General features: G+C 73.0%; 16 protein-coding genes and 1 pseudogene. 7 read left to right on the top strand and 10 right to left on the bottom strand.

Going from position 1 to position 17300, the window contains the following annotated elements; translation table 11 throughout:
* Positions 1-216: 216 nt before the first annotated feature.
* On the top strand, positions 217-1341 hold the full coding sequence (locus ACH4E8_RS06270; protein ID WP_398444910.1) for an NlpC/P60 family protein: 1125 nt from the start codon (positions 217-219) through the stop codon (positions 1339-1341).
* 529 nt (positions 1342-1870) lie between these two features.
* The gene (locus tag ACH4E8_RS06265; protein ID WP_398444908.1) at positions 1871-3175 is read left to right on the top strand and encodes a PP2C family protein-serine/threonine phosphatase; all 1305 of its coding nucleotides are present in this window, start codon (positions 1871-1873) and stop codon (positions 3173-3175) included.
* 84 nt (positions 3176-3259) lie between these two features.
* On the opposite strand, the gene ACH4E8_RS06260 is transcribed toward ACH4E8_RS06265, so the two are convergent.
* The 3 genes from ACH4E8_RS06260 to ACH4E8_RS06250 form a co-directional block, all read right to left on the bottom strand.
* The gene (locus ACH4E8_RS06260) at positions 3260-3598 is read right to left on the bottom strand and encodes a DUF2516 family protein (protein WP_361961911.1); all 339 of its coding nucleotides are present in this window, start codon (positions 3596-3598) and stop codon (positions 3260-3262) included.
* A 133-nt stretch (positions 3599-3731) separates the two neighbouring features.
* Positions 3732-4478, bottom strand: coding sequence for a hypothetical protein (locus ACH4E8_RS06255; protein ID WP_398444906.1), 747 nt, complete (start codon positions 4476-4478; stop codon positions 3732-3734).
* A 22-nt stretch (positions 4479-4500) separates the two neighbouring features.
* Complete coding sequence (locus ACH4E8_RS06250; protein WP_398444905.1) at positions 4501-4905, bottom strand: helix-turn-helix domain-containing protein; 405 nt, start codon at positions 4903-4905, stop codon at positions 4501-4503.
* A 307-nt stretch (positions 4906-5212) separates the two neighbouring features.
* Here ACH4E8_RS06250 and ACH4E8_RS06245 point away from each other — a divergent pair, with 307 nt between their 5' ends.
* Positions 5213-6115, top strand: coding sequence for a MerR family transcriptional regulator (locus ACH4E8_RS06245; RefSeq protein WP_398444903.1), 903 nt, complete (start codon positions 5213-5215; stop codon positions 6113-6115).
* Positions 6116-6330: 215 nt separating this feature from the next.
* Entirely contained in the window at positions 6331-7410 is a 1080-nt protein-coding gene (locus tag ACH4E8_RS06240) for a MerR family transcriptional regulator (RefSeq protein ID WP_398444901.1), read from the top strand.
* A gap of 36 nt (positions 7411-7446) precedes the next feature.
* On the opposite strand, the gene ACH4E8_RS06235 is transcribed toward ACH4E8_RS06240, so the two are convergent.
* Positions 7447-9192: a serine/threonine-protein kinase gene (locus ACH4E8_RS06235; RefSeq protein WP_398444899.1), complete on the bottom strand. Its 1746-nt coding sequence runs from the start codon at positions 9190-9192 to the stop codon at positions 7447-7449.
* 162 nt (positions 9193-9354) lie between these two features.
* Between ACH4E8_RS06235 and ACH4E8_RS06230 the strand changes: the two genes are divergently transcribed.
* Entirely contained in the window at positions 9355-10494 is a 1140-nt protein-coding gene (locus ACH4E8_RS06230; RefSeq protein WP_398446045.1) for an ABC transporter substrate-binding protein, read from the top strand.
* Positions 10495-10532: 38 nt separating this feature from the next.
* On the opposite strand, the gene ACH4E8_RS06225 is transcribed toward ACH4E8_RS06230, so the two are convergent.
* Positions 10533-10892 carry a VOC family protein gene (locus ACH4E8_RS06225; RefSeq protein WP_398444897.1) on the bottom strand — a complete coding sequence of 120 codons (360 nt, stop codon included), beginning with the start codon at positions 10890-10892 and terminating at the stop codon, positions 10533-10535.
* A 33-nt stretch (positions 10893-10925) separates the two neighbouring features.
* Complete coding sequence (locus ACH4E8_RS06220; RefSeq protein WP_398444895.1) at positions 10926-11780, bottom strand: NAD(P)H-binding protein; 855 nt, start codon at positions 11778-11780, stop codon at positions 10926-10928.
* Between the two features lie 150 nt (positions 11781-11930).
* Between ACH4E8_RS06220 and ACH4E8_RS06215 the strand changes: the two genes are divergently transcribed.
* Together ACH4E8_RS06215 and ACH4E8_RS06210 are read left to right on the top strand one after the other, a co-directional pair.
* Positions 11931-12350, top strand: coding sequence for a helix-turn-helix transcriptional regulator (locus ACH4E8_RS06215; protein WP_398446043.1), 420 nt, complete (start codon positions 11931-11933; stop codon positions 12348-12350).
* A gap of 10 nt (positions 12351-12360) precedes the next feature.
* Positions 12361-12774 carry a VOC family protein gene (locus ACH4E8_RS06210; protein WP_398444894.1) on the top strand — a complete coding sequence of 138 codons (414 nt, stop codon included), beginning with the start codon at positions 12361-12363 and terminating at the stop codon, positions 12772-12774.
* Between the two features lie 188 nt (positions 12775-12962).
* On the opposite strand, the gene ACH4E8_RS06205 is transcribed toward ACH4E8_RS06210, so the two are convergent.
* The 4 genes and pseudogenes from ACH4E8_RS06205 to ACH4E8_RS06190 all read right to left on the bottom strand — a co-directional run bounded on the left by ACH4E8_RS06205 (position 12963) and on the right by ACH4E8_RS06190 (position 17179).
* A complete protein-coding gene (locus tag ACH4E8_RS06205; protein WP_398444892.1) occupies positions 12963-13586 on the bottom strand; it encodes a hypothetical protein in 624 nt (207 codons plus the stop codon).
* 92 nt (positions 13587-13678) lie between these two features.
* Positions 13679-14158 (bottom strand): annotated as a pseudogene (locus ACH4E8_RS06200) (hypothetical protein); the annotation flags it as partial.
* A gap of 20 nt (positions 14159-14178) precedes the next feature.
* Complete coding sequence (locus ACH4E8_RS06195) at positions 14179-16506, bottom strand: HelD family protein (protein WP_398444890.1); 2328 nt, start codon at positions 16504-16506, stop codon at positions 14179-14181.
* A gap of 55 nt (positions 16507-16561) precedes the next feature.
* Positions 16562-17179 (bottom strand): TetR family transcriptional regulator, encoded by a 618-nt coding sequence (locus ACH4E8_RS06190; protein WP_398446041.1) that lies wholly within the window; start codon positions 17177-17179, stop codon positions 16562-16564.
* Positions 17180-17300: the final 121 nt, after the last annotated feature.

The raw sequence follows: 17300 nt of genomic DNA, 5'->3' as shown, positions 1-17300 counted from the left end.
CGTCACTGAGGGTGGAGGGCGAGGGGTGCGGGGAGGCGTACGAGGTCCAGGGGGCGGTACGGGGGCGGCGAGGGGCGGCGCTAGCCGGCCTGGGGCCGCGCGGGCGATCTCCCGTACGACCCTGTCGCTTTGACGTCCCCCGTGGCACCATCGCCACAGCAGCGAGAAGTTACTGACGGTAAATCAGTTTTCTGGGGAGCTGGAGGAGGGGGAATCGTGGAGCGACGACGTCACTGTGTCGCCGCGGCGATCGCTCTGGTCTGCGCCGTGACCGCGCTGGCCGCGCCGGGGACGGCCTTCGCGGCGCCAGCCGCGCCGGCTGCACCGATGGTGCCGGCTGCGTTGACCGCGCCCGCCGAGCCCGTGCCACCGGGGCCGCCGGGCGGCGCCCGACCGCAGCAGACCCTGGAGCAGATCCGGCTGGAGATAGAGGGCCTGTATCACCAGGCGGTCTCAGCGACGGACGCGTACAACCTCGCCGAGGACCAGGTGCAGCGCCAGTCGACCGAGATCGTCGAGCTCGGCCAGGAGGCCGCGAAGGCGCAGGACCGCATCGACGACCTCAAGCAGCGGGCCGGCGCCACCGCCCGCGCGCAGTACCGGGGCGGCGGGCTGCCCCCCGAAGCTCAACTGCTGCTCACCAACGACCCCCAGCTCTTCCTCGACGGCGCGAACAGGTTCCGGCAGGGCCAGAAGGCGACGAAGGACCTGCTGCGGGAGATGGAACAGACCCAGCAGGAGCTGGACTCCTACGCGCGGGACGCCAGCACCCAGTGGCGGAAGCTGGAGGAGAACCGGCTCAAGCAGGCCAAGGCCCGCAAGGAGATAGCCGCGAAGATCTCCGCGGCGGAGAAGATCGAGGCCCGACTGAAGAAGGAGGAGAAGGAGCGCCTGCTCGTCCTCGAACGGGAGGCGGCGCAGCGCGCCCAGGCTTCCTGGCTCGCCTCCGGCGCCCTCAAGGGGGCCAAGGGCGCGGAGGGCGCCGCCACGGAGCAGGGCAAGAAGGCGGTCGCGTTCGCCACCGCGCAGTTGGGCAAGCCGTACGAGTGGGGCGCGGAGGGCCCGGGGTCGTACGACTGCTCGGGGCTGACGTCGAAGGCGTGGGAGGCGGCCGGGATCACCGTGCCGCGCACCTCGCAGGAGCAGTGGCGCCAGCTCCCCAAGGTGGACATCAAGGACATGCGACCGGGTGACCTGATCATTTACCACGCGGACGCGAGCCACGTGGGGATGTACGTGGGCGACGGCGCGATAGTGCACTCCCCCCGCCCCGGCCGCACGGTGACGATCACCGGCGCGGGCGCGAACAAGATCCTCGGCGTGGTCCGCCCGGGTGGCTGACGGAGCGGGGCGAGCCGTCTGACGCCTGCCGCCTGACGCCTGACGACCGGGCGCGTGGTTGCTGGCGGCGGTTGGTGGGCGCAGGGGTCGAAGGTGCCAGCACGTAGGGCGGGGCGGGGCGGGGCGCGGCTACGGGCCGGGGCTGCCCTGGGCGCAGGGCGGGCGGCCATCGGCGTCGGGCCGGGGGCTGCCCGGCGCGCCGGGTCGGTGCGGGTCGGCACAGGTCGGTCCGTCGCGCCCCGACGGCGTACGACGCCGCCCGCGCATCGTGCGGTGTTGCACGACGTCGTAGAGGGTGCCGTCCGGGCCGTGGATATCGCGGGGCGTGGCGGTGGATCACCCTCCGTGGCGACGGCGTGATGTTCGTCATGGCCGGACGGTCAACTGCCGTCCCGTACCGGGCCAATGGGGCCCACGACGCCCCGATTGCCATTCCGCTCCCGCCACGGCTAACGCTATGGTCCCCGTCTGGCGGGTCGGCGATCGGCGCCCCCGTCGCGCCCTCGGGGGAGGGAAAGGAAACCGACCCATGTCCGTACCCGTACCGCGACAGAGGAACGCCTCCGTCTCGGAGAACAGCGCCGCCGCGGCGCCCGCCGGCGGCGCGCCGGACGCGCCCGCCAGCAGCGGGCTCTCCGACGGAGACCTCACGCTCCTCGTGATCGAGGACGACCCCACGGGCACCTTCACCGTCCCCGAGCTGACCGAGACCGCGGGCGGCACCGCCACACGGGTGCGCATCCGCACCGCCCGCAACCTCACCGAGGCCGAGCGACTCCTCACCGACGACGTGCACTGCGTGCTGCTCGACCTCGCGCTGCCCACGGGTTCCGGATCGGGGTCCGGCGACCAGGACGGGGACGACGGGCTCGGCCCGCTCCGGCGCGTGCTGCGGATCGCGTCCCGACAGGCCGTCCTCGCGCTGACCACCTCCGCCGACGCGCCCCGCGCCGCCGAGGCCGTACGGCTGGGAGCACAGGACCACCTCTTCCGGGACGAGCTGGACGGGCGGCTGCTGAGCCGTACGGTCCGCTACGCCGTGGAGCGCAAGCGCGCCGACACCGCGCAGATGAAGCTCGCCGAGTCCCGGCTACGGGCCGAGGAGAACTCCCGGCTGGAGCGCGGACTGCTGCCCACCCCCCTCCTGGAGGGGGCGGACCTGCGCTTCGCCGCCCGCTACCGCCCCGGCCGCTCCCGCGCGCTGCTCGGCGGCGACTTCTACGACACCGTCCGCACCCCCGACGGCACGGTCCACGCGATGATCGGCGACGTCTGCGGCCACGGCCCCGACGAGGCCGCGCTCGGCGTGGAGCTGCGGATCGCCTGGCGGGCGCTGACCTTCGCCGGGCTCTGCGGCGACGAGTTGCTCTCCACCCTCCAGCGGGTGCTGGAGCACGAGCGGGAGAGCGAGGAGATCTTCGCGACGCTCTGCACCGTCGACATCGCACCGGACGGGCGCCGCGCCGGGGTGTGCCTCGCGGGCCACCCGGCGCCGCTGCTCATCCGCGGCGACCGGGCGACGCAGCTCCTGCCGTACCAGAGCGGAAGCCCGGCGCTCGGGCTGCTGCCGCGGGCCCGCTGGCCGCGCCGCCAGGTCGAGCTGGGCAGTGCGTGGTCGCTGATGATGTACACGGACGGGCTGATCGAGGGCCGTACGGGACCGGGTGAGAAGGAGCGGCTGGGCCAGGAGGGCCTTCAGCGGATGGTCACCCGGCAGCTCTCCGCGGGGCTGGAGGGTGAGGCGCTGCTGGAGTCGGCGGTGGCCCGGGTGCGCAAGCTGAACGGCGGCGAGCTGACCGACGACATGGCGGTCCTGCTGCTGAGCAGGGGCTGAGCGGGCACGGCGACGCAGAGGCGCAGGTGCTCAAAGACGCAGGTACGGGGGGCGGACGACCGGGGCCGCGAGGCCCCGGGGCCGCTACCTACCGCCGTTGTACGGCCCGTACGGACCGTCGCTGCTGGAGCCGCCGCGGCGCTTGCCGCCGCCCGTGACCTGCCGGAGCGCCGGCCGCACGTCCACGAAGAAGACGATCGTGGCGATCAGGCCGATGATCGACAGGAAGAGGATCGGAATCAACAGGTTCACCAGGACGGTGACACCGAGGATGATCAGCCAGAACGGCTTGGTCTTCTTGTCGGCCGCCCGGTAGGCGTCCTCTCGGGCCAGGGCGGCCATGATGAGCGCGACCACGGACGTACCCGTGAAGAGCAGGAACAGGAAATACGAAAGGGAGGTCTCGAAGCCTTCGCGCAACATGCTGGTGGCACCGCCTAGGTCTGTGGATGGGAGCGCCCTCGCCAGCAACGGTACCTGGCGCGAACGGAGAACGAACCGGACGCCTCAAAGGTGCCCGGTCCGCTCCTGACTACACCGCTGCCGCCCCGCGGCCTCACTTCTCCTTGGCGGGCGGAGTGGTCTTCTTCGCCGCCGGGGGCTTGCGCGCGGCGGGCGCCCGACGCGGCGCCGGGGCGGTCTTCCGCGCGGCCGGCTTGGGCGCGGCCTTGCTCTCCGCCTGGACCTTGGCGTCGGCCTTCGGCTCCGCCTTGGTCGCGGGCTTCGGCGTCGCGGTCTTCGGCGCGGCGGTCCTGGGCCCGGCCTTCGCGTCGGTGCCGGCGGGCTGGGTCCGCGGCTGGGCCTTCGGCCTGGCGACCGGCTCGGGCTCGACGGCGACCGCGATCTCGGTGATCTCCTCGGCGGCCTCGCCGCGCCAGTTCCGTACGGTCTGCTCGCCGTGCTCGGCGACCCGCTCGTACGTCTCGCGGGCCTTCACCGCGTACTCCGCGGCGACGCCGACCCCGCGCAGCGCCAGGTCCTGCGCGGTCTCCCCGAGCTTCTTCAGGTCGGTGTCGAACCCGCCGATCACCTTGGTGAACTTCGCCGAGACCGTGGCCTGGGCCTCCTTGGCCTGGTCGGCCACCTTGTCCTGGACGACCTTGGGGTCGGTGTTGCGCAGGTCGTTCAGGTCGTTGCGCAGCCCCTCGAAGTGCTCCGGCGCGTCGGCCGCGATCTGCTCCAGCAGCGCGGGCACCTTGCGGGCCTGCTGCACGGCGAGGTCGGCGGTGCCGGCGGCGAAGTAGAGGGGCGTGGGGTCGCTGAGGTTCTTGCGCAGTTCGCGCAGGTCATCGGTGATGGACATGTGGTGGTCCTCCCGGACGCGTTCAGTCGGTGGTGGTGTCCGTCGCGGCTGGGTCGGCGGCAGGCGGGCCCTCCGGGACCTCGAACCCGTTCTCCTTGCGGAAGGACTCGTAGATCTGGAGCAGTACGGCCTTCTGCCGCTCGTTTATGGAGGGGTCGGCCATGATGACCGCCCTGGTCTCCAGCTCGTCCCGGTCCCGCTCGTCCAGGATCCCGGCGCGCACATAAAGCGTCTCGGCGGAGATCCGCAGGGCCTTCGCGACCTGCTGCAACACCTCCGCGCTCGGCTTGCGCAACCCGCGCTCGATCTGACTCAGATACGGATTGGACACCCCGGCGGCATCGGCGAGCTGCCGCAGCGAGAGCTGGGCGTTGCGCCGCTGCTCGCGCAGGTACTCCCCGAGATTGCCGACGTTGAGCGATGCCATGCCCCGATCGTGCACCCGCCTGCTAACTATTGCAAGCAAGTGCTTGCAAAAGTGCGCCATGCCACTCGGGGCACCACCTTCCGGCGCCGTTGCGCCCCGTCCGGCCCTTGCCGCCGTGCGGATGCACCGGCAGGAATCGACGGGCACGCGGTCATGATGGCGGAAGGGCGCATTCCGCACCTTTGGTGCGGAGCGGGTGCCCAGGGCGGGGCGGGGCGGGTGTGCGGGGTTGCACCTTCCGTAGCGGCATGTGGTCCGGTGGACTTGCGTCCTGATCGCTTGCAGATTCGAGGAAAGGTCCCTGCTCATGCATTCGCCCTTCACGCCACCCCGCCGGGTCAAGATCGGCGATGCGGCGGCCTTCGCCGGCAGCACCCCACGGGCGATTCGCCACTACCACGAGATCGGCCTGCTCCCCGAGCCCGAGCGGGGCGGCGACGGCCGGCGCCGGTACGGGTACGAGGACATGATCCGCTTGCTGTGGATCCGCAAGACGGCCGACGCGGGGATCGCCCTGGACGACATCCGTGACGCCTTCACCGCCGCCCCGGCCTCCGTCGGTGCGGACGGCGGAGAGGGCATCGCGGGCATCTTGGAGCGGCTGGAGGAAAGCCTCGCCGCGCAGGAGGCGGAGTTGCGGCGGCAACGGACCGCCGTGCGGCGGATGCGCGCCGAAGGCAGCCGGATGGGCCTGCTTTCCGACTTCGTCACCGAGCGTCTGAAGAACCTGCCCGACGGCTCCCTGCGCCAAGCGGACCTGGACAGTCTGCTGGTCACCGAGCGGATCTTCGGCCCGCTCGGCGCCGCCGTCCAGGCCAGCCGCTTCATCGCGCTGGCCACGCACCCCGCTCTGCGGGAGGATTCCGACCGCATCGATGCCGCCGAGGAGGCACTCGACGACGGCGTCGCCGTGGACGATCCGCGAGTGGCTCACGTGGCCGCCGAGCGGCATGCCTTCGAAAGCGCCCTGCACGCCGTCATCGAGGAGTCCGGCCTGAGTGAGGACGACGATGCCCTCTTCGACGCCTGGGACGCGCTGCACCCCGCCACCGCCGATGAGGAGGCGGACGCCGGCTCCGGCGGGCGGGAGGCCGACTCCATGAGCGCGTTCGAAGCCATCGGCAAGATGCCCTACGACTTCTCCCCGGCCCGCCTGCGCTGCATGGAACTGGCGGAAGAACTCGCCGCCCAAGACTCACCCGCCACCTAACACACCCCCAGGGCCCGGCCACGCAAGAGCGGGACGACTTCGGTCGGTGCGTTCCGGACGGGACGAAGCGTCCCGGGCAACGTCCCTCGCACTAGCCGCACTAGCCGCACTTGACCGGGCAGGACGGCAAGCGCCCTTGGTTGACCTTCCCCCTGGGGGAGCCCGCAGCATCGACAGGGCCGGGCGACCCGCCCGGTACGAGGAAGGTGACGAGCATGGAGTTGCTGACCATCGGGGCGTTCGCGAAGGCGTCCCGACTCTCGCCGAAGGCGCTGCGCCTCTACGACGAACTCGGTCTGCTGGCCCCCGCGCGCGTCGACCCGGTGACCGGTTACCGCCACTACGCCCCGGAGCAGTTGGAGCAGGCCCGGCTGGTCTGCTGGCTGCGGCACCTCGGGATGCCGCTGGCCCGCATCCAACACGTCTGCACGCTGGAGGCGGGGCAGGCGGCGCGGGAGGTGCGCGCGTACTGGGAGCAGGTCGAGGCGGAGACCGCCGCGCGGCGCGACCTCGCCGCCTTCCTCGTGGGACATCTGTCGTGGAAGGACCCCACCATGTCATCGACCGCCACGCCCCTGGGCCTCCGCTATGCCGCCCTCTCCGACACCGGCCTGGTCCGCGAGAGCAATCTGGACACCGCCTACGCCGGCTCCCGGCTGTTCGCGGTCGCCGACGGATACGGCAGCGAAGGAGCCCCCGCGAGCGCCGCCGCCGTCGACGCGTTCAAGCGTCTCGAATCCGACGGGGTGCCGACGGGTGACCTCCTCAACCTGCTCTCGGACGTCGTGGAGGAGGCCAGGCAGGCCGTGGACGGCGTCGTCGGCGCCGCGGACGTCACCGACGAGGCCGGCACCACGCTCACCGCGATGTTCTGGACCGGCTCCCAACTCGCCCTCGTCCACATCGGCGACTCCCGCGTCCATCTCCTGCGCGACGGGGAGCTGTTCCAGATCACCCACGACCACACCCTGGTGCAGTCGTTGATCGACGAAGGCCGCATCAGCCCGGCGGAGGCCGCGTCCCACCCCCAACGGTCCCTGCTGGCCCGGGCGCTGGGCCGGGGGACCGACTCCACCCCCGACCTGCGCCTGCACGACGTCCGCCGGGGCGACCGCTATCTGCTCTGCTCCGACGGGCTGACGACCGTCGTGCCGGGCGACGAGATCCACCGGGTGCTCTCCGAGGTCGGCACCCCCGAGCGGGCGGTCCGCGAACTCGTCGCGCTCGCGAACGGCTGCGGCGGCCCCGACAACGTCAGTTGCGTGGTCGCGCACGTCGTGGAACTGGGGGTGTAGGGCGCCCCCGACCGAGCGGCCGGCCCGTGGCCCCGATCAGCCCAGGTTGTCCCAGTTCGGGAGCGGTTTGGGCGGCTCCACGACCGTGTCGGCGTAGCGGTCGTTGTCGTTGGCCACCCGGATCCTCATGTAGCGGGCCTCGGACAGCACCCAGTACTCGTTGGTCTCGTCCGGGATGTCGACCACCGCGTTGATCTTGCCGGAGAAGTCCTCGTGCTCGGCGAAGGTCTGCCATTCGCCGAGCGACGACGGGCCCTGGACCAGTTCGCCGCCCGCCTCGCTCTTGTTCAGCTCCGCGCGGATGTAGCGGTCCCCGGCGAACACCCAGAACTGGCTGGGGTCGTCGGGGGTGGGCATCACGGAGTCGATGCCGTCGAGGAAGTCGTCCTGGTCGCCGAACGCCTTCGACCAGTCCTTGAGCGGCTTCGGTCCCTCCAGCAATTCGTCGTTGAGCTCCGCGTCGATGCGGATCCGGACGTACTCGGCACCGGAGAACACCCAGTACTCGTCCTTGAGCTTCGGGACCGGGAGCACCGCGTCGATGCGGTCGCGGAAGCCCGGCAGGTTCTCGAAGGCGACCCAGTAGTCCCCGGTCGGCAACGCCTCGGTCAGATTCCCGCTGAACGGGCCGTCCTTGCCGGGTTTGTCGATCTCGACGTGGTCGTCGTCGGAGAACAGCCACCGGATCGCAGGACCGCCGGTGGCCGGGTTGGACGGGTAGGTCAGCGCCGCGTCGACCCGGGTCGGGGGCCCCGAGGACACGGGGGGAGCCGACTTGGACGCCTGCGTTCCGGCGGGCGGCTTCGCGTCCTGCGCCCCGGACGAGGAATCGTCGTCGCCGAAACGGTCCACCAGGACTCCCGCGATGCCCGCGGCGACGAGGAGGAGGGCGGCCGGCAGGGCGACGCGGCGCAGGGCGGGCCGACGGCGCAGGGGCTCCACGGCGGTCCGGCCCGCGCCGTCGGCCGCCACGGCCCGTAGCGCGTGGGCGACTTCGGCGGAGGACGGCCGCTGGGCGGGGTCCTTGTGCAGCAGGGCGCCGAGCAGGTTCCGCAGCGGCCCCGCGTTCGGCGGGAGCTCCGGCCGCTCGTGCGCGACGGCGTGCAGTACGCCGACGGCTTCCGGGCGGGTGAACGGCGACCGGCCCGTCAGCAGCGCGCACAGGGTGCAGCCCAGGGAGAACAGGTCGCTCGCCGGCCCGACGGGCCCGTCCTTGAGGCGCTCCGGGGCGAGGAACGGCAGCGAGCCGATCACCCGGCCGGACGCGGTGAGGGACTCCGTGCCCGCCAGCGCGGCGATCCCGAAGTCGCAGAGGACGGCGCTGCCGTCGGCGCGCAGCAGGATGTTGGCCGGCTTGACGTCGCGGTGCAGCACGCCGACGGCGTGCACCGCGTCCAGCGCGGCGGCCACCTGGAGCCCGATCTCGGCCGCGCGGGCCGGCGTCACCGGGCCGGCGGCCGCGACGTGCTCCGCCAGGGAGGGGCCGTCGACCAGTTCCATCACCAGCCACAGGCGGTCGTCCTCTTGGACGAGGTCGTGAATGTCCACCACGTTGTTGTGGGAGATCTGGGCGATGGCCCGGGCCTCCCGCACGGCCCGCCGCTGCCGTACGGCGCCTTCCTCGCCGGTGGACTGGAGGGAGACCTCCTTGACCGCGACGGTGCGCTGTAGCAGCCGGTCCGTCCCGCGCCAGACGGTGCCCATGCCGCCCCTGCCGATACGGGCACCCAGCAAGTAGCGGTCCGCGATGATCCGCTGGGCATGTTCGTTTGTGGCAGACACCCCGTCACCGTATCCAAACCCGGTCCACGAGGGTAAGAAAGCGCCGGCCGTTGGGACGTGCCGGCGTTGACGGCGGCGGACGGTCCCGGCGGACTCGAAGGGCCTGAATGACCTGAAGGCGGGTGCAAAATTCGGTTGCCGGCCGTGGGAGCCGTGGATGCAATGACCGGCATGGTCACCCAGGTACACCCGCCGCGGCGGGACGAGTTGGACGCGTCCGTACGGATCGGGGCCCTCGTGCCGCTGTCCCGGCCCGGCTGGGTCGAGGCGGGACGGCATCTGCTCGCCGGGCTCGAACTGGGCGTACGGGACGTCAACGACGCCGGCGGGATCGGCGGGGCAGGCAGGGCAGGCGGGGGTGGTGAAGTCGGCGGGGGCGGTGGACGGCCGCTCGAACTGGTCGTGCGCGACACCGCCGCGGACCCGCAGCGCGCCACGGCGGCGGTGGACGAGCTGGTACGGCTGGGCGTTGCCGCGGTGGCGGGTGAGTACCACAGCGTCGTCGCGCGGGCCGTCGCCGCGCGGGCCGACGCCCTCGGGGTGCCGTACCTCTGCTCGTCGGCGGTGCTCGACGCGCTCACCGAGGGGCCGACGGATCGGGTCGCGCGCCTCGCCCCGGCGCAGTCGCACGGCTGGCGGACGTACGCGGACTTCCTCATCGGCGCGGGCCACCGTCGCGTCGCGGTGGTGACCCAGCCGAGCGTCTATTGGGCCGCCGGGACCCGCATCCTGCGGGAGCGCCTCGCGCCGCGCGGCGGCAGCGTCGTCGAACTGGACGCGGGCGCGCTCTCCCCCGCGGCGGTGTGCGACGCGATCGTCGAGCACCGCGCGACGGCCCTGCTGCTCCTGGTCGGCCACCCGGAGCCGGCGGTGCCGATCGTCCGGTCCGTCCGCCGCGACGGGCGCCTGGCCGACGTCCTGATCGGCGCGCCGGCCGGGCAGCCGGAGTTCGGCGAGTGGGCGGCGCTGCTGGGCCCCGACGGCGCCGGGGTCCCGTTCCTGCGCTACCTGCCCGAACGCCTCGGCCCGCTCGGCGCGCGCGTCGACGCGGCCCTGCGCGAGCGACTGTCCGGGGCGCCCTCGTTCGTCGCCTTCGAGGGGTACGACACGATCGCCGTGCTCGCCGGAGCACTGCGCACCGGGGCGCCCTGGTCGCGCGTCGCCGTCGAGGGCACCCGCGGCCGGATCGCGTTCTCCCGCCCGCCGGGCAGCGACGTGTGGCAGTGGGCCTGGCCCCCGGTCCAGGTCGTCGACCGCGACCCGACGGCACCGGACCGCTTCCGGGTGCTGCACGCCGGCTGAAGGAGCGTCGAACTCCCCGGTCGCACCGGGCCGTCAGGTCACTTGCTGACGATGCAGAACGGATGCCCGGCCGGATCGGTGAGGACCCGCCACCTGCCCTCGTGCGGCTGGTGGTCCGGTTTGCCGGCGCCCAGTGCCAGCAGCCGGGCCTCCGCATCGGTCAGTTCCTCGTCCACCGTGAAGCAGAGGTGGAGCTGCTGGGGAACGGCCTGGTCGGGCCAGCTCGGAGCCCGGTAGTCGGCGACCCGCTGGAACCCGATGTGCAGACCGTGCGGGCCGTTGAGGCCGGCGAAGTCGGCGTCCGACTTCGGATGGGTTTCGAGGCCCGTGGCCCGTCGGTAGAAGTCAGCGAGAGCCAGCGGGTCGGGGCAGTCGAGTGTAATCGCGCTCAGTCTCATGCGCGGGAGCTTGCCGGCTCGGGGCGCGACGGGTCAGCGGAAGGCCGCGGCGTTCTCCGTCGCCCACTGCTCGAACGACCGGGCCGGGGCTCCGGTGATCCGCTGCACCGTGTCGCGCACCCGGAGCAGCGCGTCGTTCACGTCGCCGCCCGTCAGGTCGAGCACCGCGTCCGCGGTCTCCGCGCCCAGGAAGGGGGCGAGCCGCGCACGGGCCTCCGCACGGCTGATCTCGACGAAGGGCACGTCGCGGCCGATGGCCGCCGCGATGGCCGCGACCTGGCGGCGGGCCGTCACGCGGGCCGGGCCGGTCAGGGCGTACGCACGGCCGCGGTGGCCGGGCTCGGTCAGCGCCGTGCGGGCCACCGCGGCGACGTCCGCGGGGTGGACGGCGGGGAGGCCGACGTCCGCGTACGGAGCGCGCACCGGCTCGCGCCCGCGGATCGCCTCCGCCCACCAGAGGGCGTTCGAGGCGAACTGCGTCGGGCGCAAGACCGTCCAGGCGAGGCCGCTGTCCTGGAGCTGCCGCTCGACGGCGAGGTTCTCGCGCGCGGCCGGCAGGTGCGGGTGGGTCAGGACCGTGATCGAGGAGACCAGCACCACGTGTGCCGCGCCCGCGCGCCGGGCCGCCGCGAAGACGGCCTCCTCCTCACCCGTGCCCGACGGGAGGAACAGCGCGCGCACTCCCTCCAGCGCGGGCCGCAGCGACTCGGGGTGCGTGAGGTCGCCGGTGACGACCTCGACTCCCGCGGGGAACGACGCCCGCGCCGGGTCACGGGTCAGGGCCCGTACCCGTACGGCCGCACCGGTCCCGGTCCGCTGCGGCGGCCCGATGAGCTGCCGCACCAGAGCGCTGCCGACGTTCCCGGTCGCACCCGCCACAAGGATCACGGTCGTTCCCCCCTGCCATCCGACTCATCGCAAGATCACGTACACGGCACGCTAGAACCTCGACCCGGCTTGAGGTCAACGGGCCCGAGAACGGGCAGCAGGGTTTGTCCGACTTTACGAGCGGTGGGTACCGTGCCTGGTGTGTCCCGAGTGCCGATCCCCGACCTCGTCCGACTGCGCAAGGCCCGCGACCGGATGGACCGCGACTACGCGAAACCGTTGGACGTCCCCGCGCTGGCGCGCGGTGCGCTGATGTCGCCCGGGCACTTCTCGCGCAGCTTCCGCGCCGCCTTCGGCGACACCCCGTACAACTACCTCATGACGCGTCGCATCGAGCGGGCGAAGGCGCTGCTGCGGCGCGGGGACCTGTCGGTGACCGAGGTCTGCATGGAGGTGGGGTGTACGTCGCTGGGGTCGTTCAGCTCCCGCTTCACCGAGTTGGTCGGGGAGAGCCCGAGCGCCTACCGGGCCCGGGACCACGGCGACGGCGCGGACATCCCCGCGTGCCTCGCCAAGATCTACACCCGACCGGTCAGGAACGGAGAAGCGAAACGTCCGACCGGTCCGTAGCGTGACGGACATGGACATCACGATTGGACAGTGCTTCATCGCCGTCGACGACCACGACAAGGCCCTCGGCTTCTACCGGGACGCGCTCGGACTGGAAGTCCGCAACGACGTGGGGTTCGAGGGGATGCGTTGGGTGACCCTCGGCTCGCCCGCCCAGCCGGACGTGGAGATCGTGCTGGAACCGCCGCTGGCGGACCCGAACGCCTCCCCCGCCGACCGGCAGGCCGTGGCCGAGTTGATGGCGAAGGGCCTGCTGCGCGGGGTGATCTTCCGGACGCCCGACTGCGACGCGACGTTCGAGCAGATCCGCGCGGCGGGTGGCGAGGTGGTCCAGGAGCCCATCGACCAGCCGTACGGCGTACGGGACTGCGCCTTCCGCGACCCGGCGGGCAACCTGCTGCGGTTCACACAGCCGCGGCCGTAGGTTCCGCGCTCCCTGCTGCCCCCTACTTGACGGGGAGCCGCGGTGGCCACGCGGGACCTTGTGGACAGTGCCTTCAGGTGCACAGGGGCATCTCAGGGGGACCCGCCCGACGTGCGGGGGTCGACGGGCGGGGCCCTCAGCGGACTCGGGGACGCGCCGGACGCGCGGCTGCTCGGTCGGCGGCGCAGTTACTGGCCTTCGGCCCGTTCCTCCGGGGACGGGCCGAAGGTGTCGTCGAGCTGTCGCTCGAACTCCGCGTCGTCGACGCCTATCGCGTCGTTGACGAGGTCGACGCGCTGGCCGACGCTGCCCTCCGTGAGGACGGTGCGGCCGGTGTCCTTCCAGGTCTGGGCGGCCTCCTCACGGGCACGGTCGAAGGAGGCACCGCTGTAGTCGGGGTCGAGGGCGTCCGGTCTGAGGACGTCGCCCCAGTCCTGCTTGATGACCTCGTCCTCGGAGGCGTGCGGATTGCCGATCACCGAGTTCACGCCGACCTTCATCATGCCCTGGACGTACTGGTCGGACTCCCAGATGATGCCGGCCGCCAGCCCGAGCTTCGCGGCGAGCGCGTTGGCGTCCTGGACGAGGGCGCGCACGCCCCACTCCCAGCGCTCGCAGTAGTCCTCGAAGTCCGTCGACAAGCCGTGGTGGCCCATCTCCATGCCGGTGAGCGAGAGGCCGGAGAAGCCCTTGCCGAGGGCGGCGCCGGTGCTGGAGCCCGCGTCGCGCAGCTCGGAGACGGCAGCGCGCAGGCCCTTGGTGATCCGCTGCCGGCTCTCCTCGTCGAGCTTCAGGTCCTCGCCGCCGCTCATCGAAGCTCCCTCCCCGTGCCGTTGTCGGTGGAGCCGGCGTTGTCGGTGGAGCCGGCGTTGTCGGTGGTGTCAGTGGTGCCGGCGCTGTCGGTGCTTGCGACGTGCCCCGCGGACGGGACGGCGACGGCTTCGGGCACGATGCCGGCGACCGGCGGGAACATCATCGAGCCGTCGGGGTCGGCGATGTTCAACGCGACGCCTGCGGGCTCGTCCAGCGTCGGGATGATCTCGTCCAGCAGCCGGGCCCCGCGCAGCTCGGCGAACTCCCACGATCGACCGGCTTGACCGGCCCGACCGGCACCGTCGGCGCCTTCGCCCTCCTCGCGGGCAGCGGCGAACCGGGCGAGCGCTTCCTCGTCCGTGAAGCCGCAGATCCAGCGCACCCCGCCGAACCGTGCGGTCCACAGACCGCCGCCGTCGAGCGGTACGAGAACGAGGGAGCGCCTCAGCTCTCCGATGAGGGCGTGGGGGTCACCGACGCCGGCGCGCTGGTCCGCGATGCGCTCCAGGAGCGCCGTGCCCGCGCGGCCGCCCGTCACTGCTGCCGTGCGTCCGTCCCGGTCCTCCGTCATCAGCCCGCCCCGACTCGCCGTCACTCCGAAAACCCCCTACCAGATCCCACGTTCGAGCCGGGCCGTTGGTTCCCGGCGGTCAGGGCGGGCGGCAGCGGGCGGACGTGCAGCACGTCCAGCCGGGCGACGGCTCGGGTCAGCGCCACGTACAGCCGGTGCAGTCCGCGCTCCTCCGCCGCCACGATGGCCGCGGGCTCGGCGACGACGACGTGGTCGTACTCCAGGCCCTTGGCCAGGGCAGCGGGCAGGACGGTCACCCGGGCGGTGAGCGACGCCGCCCCGGCAGCACCAGGGGCACCGGCACCTTCGGCGAGGTCGGCGGTCTCGATGCCCGCGTCCCCGAGCGCGGTGCGCAGCGGCGCGGTCAGGGACGCGTCCGCGATGACGCCGATCGAGCCCTCGTGGCCGAGCGCCGTGCGCACCGCGTCGACGGTCGCCTTCGCGAGGTCGTCGACCCGTCGGACCGTCAGCTCGCCGTCGGCGCGCAGCGAACGGCCCGCGGGCACGTCCACGTCGAGCCAGCCCAGCAGTCCGTTCGCCAGCTCGACCACGGCCGCCGGCACCCGGAACCCCGTGGTCAGCGGGGTGACGGGGGCGTCCGCCTTGCCGAGGTGGGCGAGCTGCTCGGGCCAGGTGCGGGCGGCCCAGGGGGTGGTGCCCTGGGCGAGGTCGCCGAGGACGGTCAGCGAGCCGAAGTCCGCGCGGCGGGCGATGGCGCGGCACTGCATCGGCGAGAGGTCCTGGGCTTCGTCGACGACGATGTGGCCGTACCCCGCGGGGCGTTCGACCAGGCCGGCGATCTCATCGAGGAGGACGAGGTCGGCCCGGCTCCAGCGGGCGGAGCGGTACGAGCGCGGCGGGGTGCGCCAGCGCACGGCGTCCTGCTCGGCGGCGGTGAGCTCGGGGTCGACCGGGGCGGCGAGGAACGCGGCCAACACCTCCTCCGGCGCGACCTTCGGCCAGACCGCGTCCAGGAAGGCGGCCACCGGGCGGGACCGCCCGATCCGCTGCGTCCACGCGGCGCTCTTGGGATCGGCGCGGCGCTCCGCCTGGAGCTGGAGGTGCCGCACGACGCGGGCGCGGACCCGCTCGCGCCCGATCGCGTACGGCGGGGCTTCGGCGTGCACCTCGGCCACGATCCGCGCCAGGTCGTCGGCCGGCACCCGCCAGCGGTACGAGCCTTCGGGCACCGTGAGCGGGGCGTCGAACACCGCCCCGGTGTCAGCGGGGACGGCGACCCGGGCGTACAGCGCGCGGCGCAGCACGCCCGCCATGCGCGCGTCGTGCTTCACGGCCGCCGCGGCCGGGGCGTCCTCGGCCCGGACTTCGTGGCGGGCGACCTCGTCGTCCACGGTGGACTGGCGCACCCCGCTCTCGCCCAACGCGGGCAGCACCTGCGAGATGTAGGCGAGGAAGGCGCGGTTGGGGCCGAGGACCAGCAGTCCGGCGCGGCTGACGCGCTGCGGGTGGGTGTAGAGGAGGTACGCGGCGCGGTGCAGGCCGACCGCGGTCTTGCCGGTGCCGGGCGCGCCCTGGACGCACAGCGAGTCCGCGAGCGGGGCGCGGACCAGGTCGTCCTGGTCGGGCTGGATGGTGGCGGCGATGTCGCGCATGGGGCCGACCCGGGGCCGCTCGATCTCGTCCGCCACGATCGCGCTCGCCGTACGCATCGGCTCAGAGCGCGGCGACGTAGACCACGACGGCGACTCCGGTGACGACAGTGGATCTCGCGTCGACAGTGGGTTCGGTGATGACAGTGGATCTGGCGACGGCAGTGAGTTCGGTGACCACAGCGGATCCGGCGGCTCCGGTGACGGCGGCGACGGAGCCGGCGCACCGCGCAGGTGCTCGTCCTCGAAGCCGGTCAGATCGCTGGACTCGCCTTCGCTGAAGGGCGCCCAGCCGAAGCGGCGGCGCACCGCGACGCCCTGGGGATCCCCGGCCGTCGCCTGGTAGAAGGCGCGGGAGACGGGCGCCCGCCAGTCGATGACCAGGGGTGGCGGGAGCGCGCCCGGGTCGGACGGCGCGCCCGGTCCGGCCCGCTCGGTGATGCGTCGGCGGCCGACGTGATAGCGCTGCGACCGGTGCTCCCCCGCGCTGGCGTCGGCGGCGAAGTCGAGCCGGCCGAAGAAGAGCGGGCCCGCCGCCTCCTCCCGCATCTCCTTGGCGCGGCTGCGCAACTGCCGGCCGAGCACCTCCGCGTCGGCGCCGGAGGCGAAGGCGTGCTCCCCGATGACGACTTGCTGCGCCGCGTCGTCGACCATGCCGCGCAGGGCGGCGCGGCAGGCGTCGTGATGGGCGCGTTCGTCCGCCAGGGCACGGCTGAGTGCGTCGTCGAGTTGCTTCATGCCATCCAGCATAAATGCAACCAGATATCTTTTTTGACTCGGTAACGAGATACGTTTACGAAACCTCTTCGCCACCCATGAGCGCGCCCAGCCCGACGGCGAGCTGGTCGAAGGCCAGGTCAACGGCGTCCCGGGCGCCCGAGCGCACCTCGGCCGCGCCCTCCCCGGCCTCGATCCGCCGCCAGTTCTCCTCGGCGAGGATCCGCAGCACGGCCACGATCTGACCCGCCGCCAACCGCCCCGCCGTCCCGCCGCCCAGCGCACCGGCCAACGCCTCCTCCGAACGGCACTGGTAGGCGTGCATGCGGGCGACCAGGCTGGGCGTCCCGTACAGCAGCCGCAGATACGCCAGCACCTGCGGCGCGTCACTGACGCCGGTGACCGGGTCCTGGCGCTCCAGGCCGTCGAGGACGTGCCGGCGCAGTGCGTCCAGCGGCGCGACGCCCGGCGGGCGGCCGCGCACCACGCGCGCCGCCTCGTCCTCGTGGTCGGCGAACCGGTCCAGCGCCAGGTCCTCCTTCGTCGGGAAGTACCGGAAGAGGGTCGGCTTCGACACGTCGGCCGCGGCGGCGACCTCGGCGACGGACACGGCGTCGAAGCCCTTCGTGACGAAGAGCGCGATGGCGGCGTCGGAGAGGGCGCGGCGGGTGCGCTCCTTCTTGCGCTCGCGCAGCCCGCCGCCACGCGCGGCGGCGGCGGAACCGCCCCCGCCCGAAGACCCGCCCCCGCCCGAAGACCCGCCCGCACCGGAAGGCCCGTCCGCATGCGAAGGTGCCCGCTCGCGTTCCGCGTCC

This window comes from Streptomyces sp. NPDC017979 (assembly GCF_044328175.1).
GTDB lineage: Bacteria > Actinomycetota > Actinomycetes > Streptomycetales > Streptomycetaceae > Streptomyces.
This window is presented reverse-complemented; position numbering and strand designations above follow the sequence as displayed.

Excerpts from the sequence above, each read along its gene's own strand:
- ACH4E8_RS06265 (WP_398444908.1), top strand. The coding sequence starts at position 1,871 with ATGTCCGTACCCGTACCGCGACAGAGGAACGCCTCCGTCTCGGAGAAC.
- ACH4E8_RS06260 (WP_361961911.1), bottom strand. The coding sequence starts at position 3,598 with ATGTTGCGCGAAGGCTTCGAGACCTCCCTTTCGTATTTCCTGTTCCTG.
- ACH4E8_RS06255 (WP_398444906.1), bottom strand. The coding sequence starts at position 4,478 with ATGTCCATCACCGATGACCTGCGCGAACTGCGCAAGAACCTCAGCGAC.
- ACH4E8_RS06250 (WP_398444905.1), bottom strand. The coding sequence starts at position 4,905 with ATGGCATCGCTCAACGTCGGCAATCTCGGGGAGTACCTGCGCGAGCAG.
- ACH4E8_RS06245 (WP_398444903.1), top strand. The coding sequence starts at position 5,213 with ATGCATTCGCCCTTCACGCCACCCCGCCGGGTCAAGATCGGCGATGCG.
- ACH4E8_RS06240 (WP_398444901.1), top strand. The coding sequence starts at position 6,331 with ATGGAGTTGCTGACCATCGGGGCGTTCGCGAAGGCGTCCCGACTCTCG.
- ACH4E8_RS06230 (WP_398446045.1), top strand. The coding sequence starts at position 9,355 with ATGACCGGCATGGTCACCCAGGTACACCCGCCGCGGCGGGACGAGTTG.
- ACH4E8_RS06225 (WP_398444897.1), bottom strand. The coding sequence starts at position 10,892 with ATGAGACTGAGCGCGATTACACTCGACTGCCCCGACCCGCTGGCTCTC.
- ACH4E8_RS06210 (WP_398444894.1), top strand. The coding sequence starts at position 12,361 with ATGGACATCACGATTGGACAGTGCTTCATCGCCGTCGACGACCACGAC.
- ACH4E8_RS06205 (WP_398444892.1), bottom strand. The coding sequence starts at position 13,586 with ATGAGCGGCGGCGAGGACCTGAAGCTCGACGAGGAGAGCCGGCAGCGG.
- ACH4E8_RS06195 (WP_398444890.1), bottom strand. The coding sequence starts at position 16,506 with ATGAAGCAACTCGACGACGCACTCAGCCGTGCCCTGGCGGACGAACGC.